The organism is uncultured Clostridium sp. (assembly GCF_937920395.1).
Taxonomy (GTDB): Bacteria; Bacillota; Clostridia; order Clostridiales; family Clostridiaceae; genus Clostridium_AD.
Window position 1 is genome coordinate 1 of sequence record NZ_CALEVF010000367.1, and the last position, 9,561, is coordinate 9,561.

Genomic DNA, 9,561 nt, shown 5'->3' on the forward strand with positions numbered 1-9,561 from the left:
TAAGTAAGCCATCAATGAGCTAGTTGAAGCATTTGTTCCAGTATCTATAAGCATATTTTGAGAACCTTGCTGTATTAATATTGAATCACCTTGTCCGACATTTATATAATGAACCTTTAAAGTACCATCTACAACTTTAATATCATTACCAATTGAAATTGTATTTTTTTTCTCTTTAGATACTTCTTTAGTTATAGCCTTATTAGTTCCTACTTGTTGCGGAGACACTGTTGACGTGGTATTTTGAGATGTACTTGAGCAGCCAATTAAGCTGAACATAAACATTAATACCAAAAGAAAACTTAGACCCCTTTTCATATTCCTCATGCTAATCCCCTTAAAATATATTTTAATATTATAATTTCATAATAATTTCATAATAATATTATCATACATATTTTTTTATTCAAAACAATTATAAGAAAAATGAAAATAATTTTTATAAAATGTTAATTGAAATAAATATGGATTTTCTATGGGTAGCACTTACTATAAATATTATCAACCATCAAGTGCTTCCCTTATAGCTCTTGTTGCATTATCACCAAAATACTTACCTAATAGCCTACTTAACCCATATCTAGCAAAAGCTTTTCTGTTAATTTGTTCATTTCGTAATTTAGTTTTTAAAATTAACCATTTCACAGCACTGATCCTATTACTTTCAGATTCCCATGTGCCATTAGGAACTTCACTATTCACTATCTCCCAGGGTGATATTTCAATTTTATACACAGCTTTAATTATTCTAAATAAACTAGAATAATAGTAATGTAACGATCCTAGTCCATTCTCCTCAAGAAGACTCCAAGTTAATTTTTCTTTTACATCCTCTATATTCCATTTTATTTCAACTTCAAACACATATTTTAACGCATCAACTCTGTTTTTTTCTATTGTCCAATAATTTTGAGGTACTTTATCATGACTAAATTGCCAAGGCTGATACTGGTCCTCTGGATAAGTACATATTATATAACGAATAGCTGAGCGTCCAAATAACTTTGAAGCAGTATGGAGTTTGTACTTGGTTAAGAACATCTTGGATACTTCTCTTTTTACATCATCTTTATTATATTTAAGTCTCTCACCAATTAAATATTTCAACAATTTAATAGCAACCTCTTTTGCTTCTTCTACATTTCTATTAGCCCAGAACCCTGATGGGAAGTTCGAAATTGTGCCTTGTAATAAAAACTCATATATTTCAATATCATCTAAATAAGCAAGATCATTATCAGTTTTAAAGTTTATACACATATCAATAGCCCTCCATAACTATCTAAATTATAGACAAACCTTTTGAATATCAATCACTTTATAAAAAAGCTTTATCCTATAGAATAGGCTTTTATATTTATCTATCTATAGGATAAACTAAGTATTGCAATGCTATTGTTATTTAATCGGTACTGACAGTTTGAATATATATTCACTCCAAAAATATCCTTTTTAAAGCCTTTTTTATTTAGTTAGCTATATTATATCCTAAATATAAAAATCGTCTTAAATAGCAGTATAAAACGTTTTTAAATATGTTAAGAATATATAACTCATTGATGGTCAAAATAAAATTAATTTTAACTATAAACTAGGTTCTTGGCTTCTGCTTTTATAGTTCTGTAATTTTTTCTTTTGTGATTTTTTCTTTTGTCTATCATTTTCAAATTTACCTTCTTGGAACCTCTGATCTATTTCATTTATTAAAGTACTGATTACATCAAACAATAAACTTTTTTCACTATTAGATTTTACATTATCTTTGATATTAGGATTACTCTTTTCATTAATAATTCCTTTTTCTGATATTTTAAAATCTTTCATAAAGTTATCTTTATTAAAATAATTTTTGACTAATTTTTGGGATACTTCATTTAATTTTTCATTCGAATGACATTCCATATAAAACATATTTTTATACACTTCATTTATTTTAAAATTAGGATATTTTTCTTTAAGCTTTTCATTATTATTTACGTCTAATATATTTAAAATTTCTTCTTGTTGCTTCGAGTTATATTTACAAGGTACATTTTTAAAATCATCTGGCATTAAAGTTTTACCAAAGTATTCTTTACTCATAATAAACAATTCTTTTTCTTCTAATTTTAGATTTACTCTACTTTCCCATTCAGGATACATTTTAGCTAATTTAATATCATATATATTATTTATAATTTTCAACGAGCTTTTTAAATCAACTTTTCTATTAAACATTTTTTCTAAATTTTTAAGTGTTTTATCAGGTACATTTTTAGCACTTTCAGGTTTTGATAAATCTATGTTATATTTTTTTACAACTCCATTAAAAACAGTTTCTATGTGATCAATATCTTCTTTAACGGATTTTGTGAATCTTGTATTATTATTAAATATATTATCTAACGATTTTTCCAAATTTTCTTCTTTTACTTTATCTTTTAATAATAGTATTTCGTCAACATTAAGTATTTTTTTATTATCAACCGTAGTATTAACTATTTCAATTCTTTCATCAATATCTAATTTATTTAAATCCAAATTACTATAGTTTACATTTAAAAATCTATCTGCTTCAGTTTTCAAAATACTAATTGCTTCATCAAGTATTTTTTCTTCTTTATCAACTCTATTTAGTTTGTTTGTTTTATCTATACTTTCATCTTTAAAACTTAAAGATTTTTCCCATTTTTTTAACTGCTCTATTCTATTATTTACATTTTCATAATTAATAAATATTTTTAATTCTTTAGCTGCATTTTTCAAAATACTTTTTTCTTTTGGAGAAAATTTTCTATAGAACTTTTTATAATTATCATGTAATTTTTTTTCTTCTTTATATTTTTCTAAGTTAATTATAGTATTGTTATATTCATTAATAACTTTATTCTTGTTTATCTTTTCTGATTCCCTACCCTTACTATTTATATCTCTAGCTATATACCCCTCATGTATTGTTGGTTGCTTTTCATTTCCTAAATTTTTATTACTTTCACATGTTATAACTTCACTTATTCCATTATTTTTTAATGCCTTATTTGTCATTACTTCCCACTGTTTTCTCCACGATTGCATTGTCTCTTTTTTATTCCAATCAGTGCTATCTATTTTCCTAGATTTATATTGACCGCTTTTTAATTTAATCTTATTATTATCTTTATCTAATATGTATTCTTTTTTTGCTTTTGCTCCCCAATCCCCATTTTCTTTAAACGGTCTTATAGTTAACATAACATGAAAATGTGAGTTATCTTTCTTATCATTATGTATACAAATATCTGCTACCATTCCTTTATCAACAAAAGCCTTTTGACAAAATTCATATGCAAGTTTTTCTTGTTCTTTTATATTTAATTCATTTGGTAAAGCAATATTAAATTCTCTTGCTAATTGTGCATCATATCTCTTTTCAACTTTTTCAACTTCATTCCATAACTTCTCTCTATCAAATACCCAACTAGGAGAATTTTCAGGTGCTAATATTTTCGTTACTGGTTCAATACTTCTTGTATAATGTTTTGTCTCTTGACTTCTTTCATCAAATAATTTTTCACCACTTCGATAAGCAGCGCAAGCTACAGAAGATCGTGTATTACCATCACTACCTGATCTTGATATTATTTGTCCTGATAAATGATATATTGCCATAATGTTATCTCCTTTCCTCAACATTAACGAAGTTAATTTTTATCACGCTTGACGATTTTTTATAAATTTTCTCAAAATTTCGCGCACACCATGATAGTGGTGTATAAGTGCGCCCTTACTATGTATTGGGAATATTATATCACTTAAATATTCCCTTTTCAAATTTTTACTTTTATCATTAATTATGGTACAATTAATTAAAATAAATAAATGAGGCGATAGTATGGCTAGTAAAACTAGTTTAAATTCCATTGACGAAAAAATAAAAAAGTTGCAAGATAGAAAGAAGACATTACAGGAAAAACAAGAAAAAGAGATAGGTATTTACTTATTGAAATCTTGGGATATTAATTCTTTAGATACAAAGAGTATCTTTAAATTAATTGATATGAATAAACCTTTTAATGTTGATACTTTGCCTAATACAAATGATAAGCCTAGTACTCCTCCTTTGCAGGCATAGTATGAATGATATTGATGTAGTTAACTGTAAAATTAAAATTTTAGAACAAAAGAAAAAATCTCTTGAAAATTCATTACATAAACAAGATAGAAAAAATCGTACTAGACTCTTAATTCAAACTGGTGCTTTATGTGAAAAATATTTTGATATTGAACATTTAACCCTTACAGAAAGAGAAGAAATTTTTAATCTTTTTTCATCATATATTAAAAATAATATTCCAATCAAGTATAAAACTAATGCTGAATAATTTTAAAGTTATTCAGCATTAGTTTTTATTTTAAAATATCTATATTTTCTTATTTCATTAAATATTTTCATATAATATATTTGTAGTAATTTTAAAATAAAAAATAATATATTTAAGCCTTAAAAATCACTTTCTATTTCATCTGATTCATCAATTTCGCTAATTACTCCATTTATATTGTGAACAATTAAACCTTCTTTCAGTTGTTCATTTTGTTCATCTATTTTCTTAATATAATTTTCTTTTATACCAATATTATTATAAATAATACTATCAATTTTAGATTCAATTTTATCTAATCTTTCAAGTACAAATTTTGTTTTTATACTTTCTCTCACTAACTCAATTATAAAAGGTGTTAATGATCGTTTTAATGCTTTTTCATTTAATATTTTATAAACATCATCTGGAAGTTCTTTAGCATTTACTACCATTCTTCCTCTTTTTTGTTCACCCATTATTTTTTGCCATCTCATTTATTGAAAGTATTTCTAATGCTGTTAAATTTATAGTTCGACTTGTAGGTCTAAATATTTCTCTTTTGTCCTCTTCTAATATTTCATTTAAAAAGAAATGATTATTTTCTGCTGCTTGATCTGTCATATGTTTACGTAATGATATTTTTATATATGGTTCTAATATTGGTGCTTCACCACCAAAATATACAAATTTTATTACCTTGTTTTTAGTTTTAAATGCATTAAATATCTGTAATATTAACATATCTGAATACTCTTGTAACATTTCTTTTATCATATCAGTGAAATCAAATTGTTCTCCGATATTTTCATCTTTTAGTATATATTTTTGTTCTTTATAATTAGCAACAACAAACTTCTCCAATACCCCTAAATCATGAAAATATTGAAGTCCTTTTTCTTTTCTAAAAGTTTCAAGTGTACCTAAAAATGGTTCAATATCTATAACTTTAAAACTATCTCTTGTTTTCGGTGCCGTAAGAGCTTTTCCTAGAATAACTGCATCAGTAGATCCTCCACCTATATCTGCTAAAACAACTTCATAATCATTAAATTTACTTGTTAATTCTTGTCTTTTTTCTATTTTCATAACACTATTATCATCAGTTACTAATTTATAATTTATTCCATGTCTTGCAACCTCAGATTCAATTCTACATTTAGCATTTTGAACATTTATTTTTATTGTTTTTTCCATACCTAAAGTAATTATTTTAACTTCATGCTCACCTAAAAATCTTTTTTCCATTTGATTTTCAGCTATGCTAAATCTTTCCGCACGCTTTAACAGCCATATAGGCAGCATCATACTCATATAATCTATATTAACTGTATTATCATCTTTAGATGACTTTAAGTTAGTATAATAAGCTATAGCTGCTAAAAATGATGCGTATGGTATTACACTTTTTATCTTATCGTGCATATTATTCACATGCAAATTTGATAGTTTACTTTTTTCAGCAAATTCACCTACTAAAAAAAATTTTTCTTTATCATTGTACTTTGTTGAAATAACTAATCTATCGAGTAATTCCTTCGTTTCTGTAATTGGTGATACAAACATTTCTGAAGCTTCTTTTTCTGAAATTTCAACAACATTAGTAGGAATTTCAAAGTAATATCCATCCACCATAAAATTATTTGTACTATTTCCAAAGTCACAATTTAATCTTTTAATATCCATCCTCATTCTCCTTTATAATTAAAGCTTATTTTTTTAAATGACACTTTAATGACACTTGTAATTATATTTTACTACACTTATATGTAAAAAACAATGTTTTAATTAGATAAATGATAGTTAAGTGTCATTTGAATATGTTTGATTTTATAATATTCTCTTTTCCTTTTTTTTAGATACTTTACTATTTATTTTTATAAAAGAATGAATTCTCATCCACAACAAAATCCTCGCTTTTATGTCCTGTATAACACTAAATCACCTTTTTAAAAATTTAACACAACACATTCCTACTTTTTTGAAATTAAAATAGATCATTATCAAGTAAAAATGGCATTTTTACTTGATCCTATATCAAACCTACCTATAAATACGCATCTTAAGGTAGGTTTTTGTTATGTATAAATTGTTTAACATCTAAATGTGAGGATTTTGTTGTATTACTCATTGAAGCTGCTTTATCAAATGAGGTTCTTTAAGATCTTGTACCAACAGTATCAGCAACATCCCATCCTAATAATTTTTTTTCTAAATCATCAAAATCATATTCTCTTTGCTCATAATCATTAAAAGCACCCTTTGTTTCCTTATATGTCAAAGTCCAATTTCCTTCAATTGCTCTCATCAGGGCACCTAAAAAAGATTTTATCTCATTATTTTTTCCATATTCATCTATTACTAATTTCTTTTCCTTTATGTACTGTCTGATAGATATACTCAATTGATTCTCTTTAATTGAAATAGATGCCTTTTCAACAAGTTTATCAATTTGTTTAGGACTTATTGTAACTCCTAAGAGTTCTTTAAACTCTTTTACAACATTGTATTCATTATATTCAGATGGTACTGTATCTGGATTTTCAAGGAAGCTTATTTGTTCTTTTCCTTGAAAAGTTACTGATTGTTTTACCATCTTAAATTTTAACTTTTCAACCTTTTTATTAACTTTATATGTACTATCATCTAGCTCGATATATAAATCTGTAACTTTATTAATCTGTATTACAGAAGGTTTTAAAATTCTTTGTTTAAAATTAGAGTACTGTGGATATTCAGTATCTTCTATTCCCAACAAAAACCTTAGTTGTCCCACTTCAAAGATTCTTTGACCAAATACTTGATATTGTTTTAATAATTCGTATATTCTGCAAGCATAGTAACTTCTTATATATTTTTTAACATCAAAATCAAATCTTGTGTAATCACTTTTAAATACTAATAGATCAGAAATTAAGTCTGGGTGAAACTGAATGGCCACTGCACTTCTGTCTTCAGCTATCTTACAGGTAATAACCCATCTTTTTTTAACTAAATCATTGTTTTCAAGATATGTTATATTCCTGTTATATAGTCTATTTGCGGTATCTACTAATTCAGAGTATATAGTATTGTTTTTAATATTATATTCTTTTTTATAATCTGAAACATATACATAAAGTAATTCGAAATCCTTTTGTTTTATAAGTGACTTTACATCTTCAGCTGATAAATTTTTATCTAACATAACAACTTCAAGATTAGATAATGCAAGGTCTATCAGCCTATTCTCAGATGTTGTTAATTTATAGCTACCTTCAATTAAATTGTTAGACTTTACAATTTCTCTCTTTATAATTTCCTTCTTTTTAATTATCAATTCTCCACTCCTCCTAAGTTACCTATATATTGTTAAAATAAAATAATAACAGGTAGGTTTTTGTTGCATATTGTCTTTTTTTTGTTGTAGATTAGTAGGTTTTTGTTATTATAAAGTAGGTTTTTGTTATACATTAGTAGGTTTTTGTTGTGGACACGCCAGCTTGTACCACTCATACCAACTGTCCGATTGAAAAGAAACTCTTTAAAACTTTTTAAAACTTCTTAAACTTTCTTAAACTACTACACGAGGATATTGTTGTGGTTTTAAAAATCTGTGGATAACATTAAACTAATCATACTGCAATCTTTTAGAAAGAAACATTTATACTTATTTATTTTTCTTTGTTGAATTTTAAAGCGTTTATAGCCTTTACCAGTAATAAATCAACAAACTCCGACTTATCGTACCCTGTTCTATCTTTACCTGCACCACGGCCTGAATATTCAGCAATTAATGCTATTGTAGATTCTCTCATAAAAAAAGTTACATATTTTTTCTTATCTCTATTCTGAGTTTTCAAGGTAAGTTGTATTGGAGAATCATTTGCAACCACTTTGGTTTCTTTAGAATCTTCATTTGTTACATTTTTTTCTCTTGCATTAGTTTTATTAAATACTTTTATATTTTCCTTAGTTTTAGCAGGATCTTCTACTTTTGCTGTCTTATTTAAAGAAGGATTTATATCTTCTTTTTTTTGTAATAGTGAATTATGTTCTTTTAATCCTAAAACACTTTCGTTAGTAAACATGTTTTTAATTTTAGTTCCCTTTTGTATTGCCATATTATATCGCCTCGATTTCTTTTAATTCTTTTACAAATTCTACATATGCTAGATAACCTGCATTTTTTACATTATAGTAGCTAATAGGTAAATTCACCAATGATGTTTCTTGTAATTTTATATTATTGGGAATTAAAGTTGCAAATGATAACTCTTTAAGTATAGGGTTGTGATTAACATAATCTATAAAATCTTTTGAAAGTTTAATTCGTTTATCATATTTATTTATTAGCAACCCACAAATATTATTTTCTATTTCAAGTTCATTACAAAGTGAATCCCATTGACTCATTATATTCATTGCTCCCTGAATGCTATGCATTCCGATCTCTGTTACAATAATAATACTGTCTGAAATAAACAAAGCATTCAAATTGGAAATACTCATAGCGGGAGGAGTGTCACAAATAACATAGTCATATTTAGAAAGATACTCTTTATTATTTTTCATCCATTTCTTCATAATTCCATGTCGTAATGTCACAGATATAAGTTCCATTTCAGTAGCGGTAAGTCCTTTGTCGCTAGGTATTAAATCTACAGTAGGCATAGCATCAATAGGCTTTTCTAAAATTACTTCCATAGGAGCAATATTATTTTTTAGTACATTACTTATAGAATCATACCTTTCGGTAAATTGACTTATATTAAAATTGCTAGTCATATTTCCTTGAGAGTCAAAATCTATAACCAGGACTTTCATATTCTCCTTTGCAAGGAAGCCTATTAAATTAAATGCTACATTGGTTTTACCTGTACCACCTTTCATGGTTGCGAATGATAATATCTTCGGATTAGCCATTTATTTTTCTCCTTCATTATAAATATATTTTATCATCTAATATTAACATATTTTGTTATAAATTAGAACAATATTTAATATTAAAATAATTAACTAACACAATTATAATACAATTAGTTATACAATACAATCAAAATACAATAAAAATATATTTTAATTGTATTATATAATATATTTTTATTATTTTTATAATATATATATTAATCTTAAAATCACTAAGGGGTTATGTTTAAGAGATCTTGTCCTATAACAAATAACAAATAACAATGAACAATGAACAATGAACAATGAAAGATCGAGTTATAAACAGATCGGAAGAGCACACGTCTGAACTCCA

The 9,561-nt window shown here is 25.9% G+C and carries 9 protein-coding genes and 1 pseudogene; 2 read left to right on the forward strand and 8 right to left on the reverse strand.

Translation table 11 applies throughout. The annotated features are described in order from the left end of the window. The 3 genes and pseudogenes from Q0649_RS21405 to mobQ form a co-directional block, all read right to left on the reverse strand. Nucleotides 1-327 (reverse strand): annotated as a pseudogene (locus Q0649_RS21405) (hypothetical protein); the annotation flags it as partial. A 174-nt stretch (nucleotides 328-501) separates the two neighbouring features. Further along, complete coding sequence (locus Q0649_RS21410) at nucleotides 502-1,260, reverse strand: DUF4046 domain-containing protein (RefSeq protein ID WP_298846683.1); 759 nt, start codon at nucleotides 1,258-1,260, stop codon at nucleotides 502-504. A gap of 324 nt (nucleotides 1,261-1,584) precedes the next feature. Then, nucleotides 1,585-3,627, reverse strand: coding sequence for a MobQ family relaxase (gene mobQ, locus Q0649_RS21415; RefSeq protein WP_298846686.1), 2,043 nt, complete (start codon nucleotides 3,625-3,627; stop codon nucleotides 1,585-1,587). Between the two features lie 223 nt (nucleotides 3,628-3,850). Here mobQ and Q0649_RS21420 point away from each other — a divergent pair, with 223 nt between their 5' ends. Both Q0649_RS21420 and Q0649_RS21425 read left to right on the forward strand, forming a co-directional pair. Then, complete coding sequence (locus Q0649_RS21420) at nucleotides 3,851-4,090, forward strand: hypothetical protein (protein ID WP_298846689.1); 240 nt, start codon at nucleotides 3,851-3,853, stop codon at nucleotides 4,088-4,090. Nucleotide 4,091: 1 nt separating this feature from the next. Beyond that, nucleotides 4,092-4,340 (forward strand): hypothetical protein, encoded by a 249-nt coding sequence (locus Q0649_RS21425; protein WP_298846692.1) that lies wholly within the window; start codon nucleotides 4,092-4,094, stop codon nucleotides 4,338-4,340. A 119-nt stretch (nucleotides 4,341-4,459) separates the two neighbouring features. Here the strand turns inward: Q0649_RS21425 and Q0649_RS21430 are convergent, their stop codons facing one another. The 5 genes from Q0649_RS21430 to Q0649_RS21450 all read right to left on the reverse strand — a co-directional run bounded on the left by Q0649_RS21430 (nucleotide 4,460) and on the right by Q0649_RS21450 (nucleotide 9,224). Continuing rightward, on the reverse strand, nucleotides 4,460-4,798 hold the full coding sequence (locus Q0649_RS21430; RefSeq protein ID WP_298846694.1) for a hypothetical protein: 339 nt from the start codon (nucleotides 4,796-4,798) through the stop codon (nucleotides 4,460-4,462). Continuing rightward, nucleotides 4,791-6,005 carry a hypothetical protein gene (locus Q0649_RS21435; protein ID WP_298846697.1) on the reverse strand — a complete coding sequence of 405 codons (1,215 nt, stop codon included), beginning with the start codon at nucleotides 6,003-6,005 and terminating at the stop codon, nucleotides 4,791-4,793. Before Q0649_RS21435 ends, Q0649_RS21430 begins: the two co-directional genes overlap by 8 nt. A 472-nt stretch (nucleotides 6,006-6,477) precedes the next feature. Further along, complete coding sequence (locus Q0649_RS21440) at nucleotides 6,478-7,638, reverse strand: replication initiation protein (protein WP_298846700.1); 1,161 nt, start codon at nucleotides 7,636-7,638, stop codon at nucleotides 6,478-6,480. Nucleotides 7,639-7,972: 334 nt separating this feature from the next. After that, complete coding sequence (locus Q0649_RS21445) at nucleotides 7,973-8,422, reverse strand: hypothetical protein (protein WP_298846703.1); 450 nt, start codon at nucleotides 8,420-8,422, stop codon at nucleotides 7,973-7,975. Between the two features lies 1 nt (nucleotide 8,423). Further along, complete coding sequence (locus tag Q0649_RS21450) at nucleotides 8,424-9,224, reverse strand: ParA family protein (RefSeq protein WP_298846706.1); 801 nt, start codon at nucleotides 9,222-9,224, stop codon at nucleotides 8,424-8,426. Nucleotides 9,225-9,561: the final 337 nt, after the last annotated feature.

What these genes read in the sequence shown, in the direction of transcription:
- Q0649_RS21435 (WP_298846697.1), bottom strand. Translation starts at nt 6,005, where the DNA reads ATGGATATTAAAAGATTAAATTGTGACTTTGGAAATAGTACAAATAAT.
- Q0649_RS21430 (WP_298846694.1), bottom strand. Translation starts at nt 4,798, where the DNA reads ATGGGTGAACAAAAAAGAGGAAGAATGGTAGTAAATGCTAAAGAACTT.
- Q0649_RS21425 (WP_298846692.1), top strand. Translation starts at nt 4,092, where the DNA reads ATGAATGATATTGATGTAGTTAACTGTAAAATTAAAATTTTAGAACAA.
- Q0649_RS21450 (WP_298846706.1), bottom strand. Translation starts at nt 9,224, where the DNA reads ATGGCTAATCCGAAGATATTATCATTCGCAACCATGAAAGGTGGTACA.
- mobQ (WP_298846686.1), bottom strand. Translation starts at nt 3,627, where the DNA reads ATGGCAATATATCATTTATCAGGACAAATAATATCAAGATCAGGTAGT.
- Q0649_RS21410 (WP_298846683.1), bottom strand. Translation starts at nt 1,260, where the DNA reads ATGTGTATAAACTTTAAAACTGATAATGATCTTGCTTATTTAGATGAT.
- Q0649_RS21445 (WP_298846703.1), bottom strand. Translation starts at nt 8,422, where the DNA reads ATGGCAATACAAAAGGGAACTAAAATTAAAAACATGTTTACTAACGAA.
- Q0649_RS21420 (WP_298846689.1), top strand. Translation starts at nt 3,851, where the DNA reads ATGGCTAGTAAAACTAGTTTAAATTCCATTGACGAAAAAATAAAAAAG.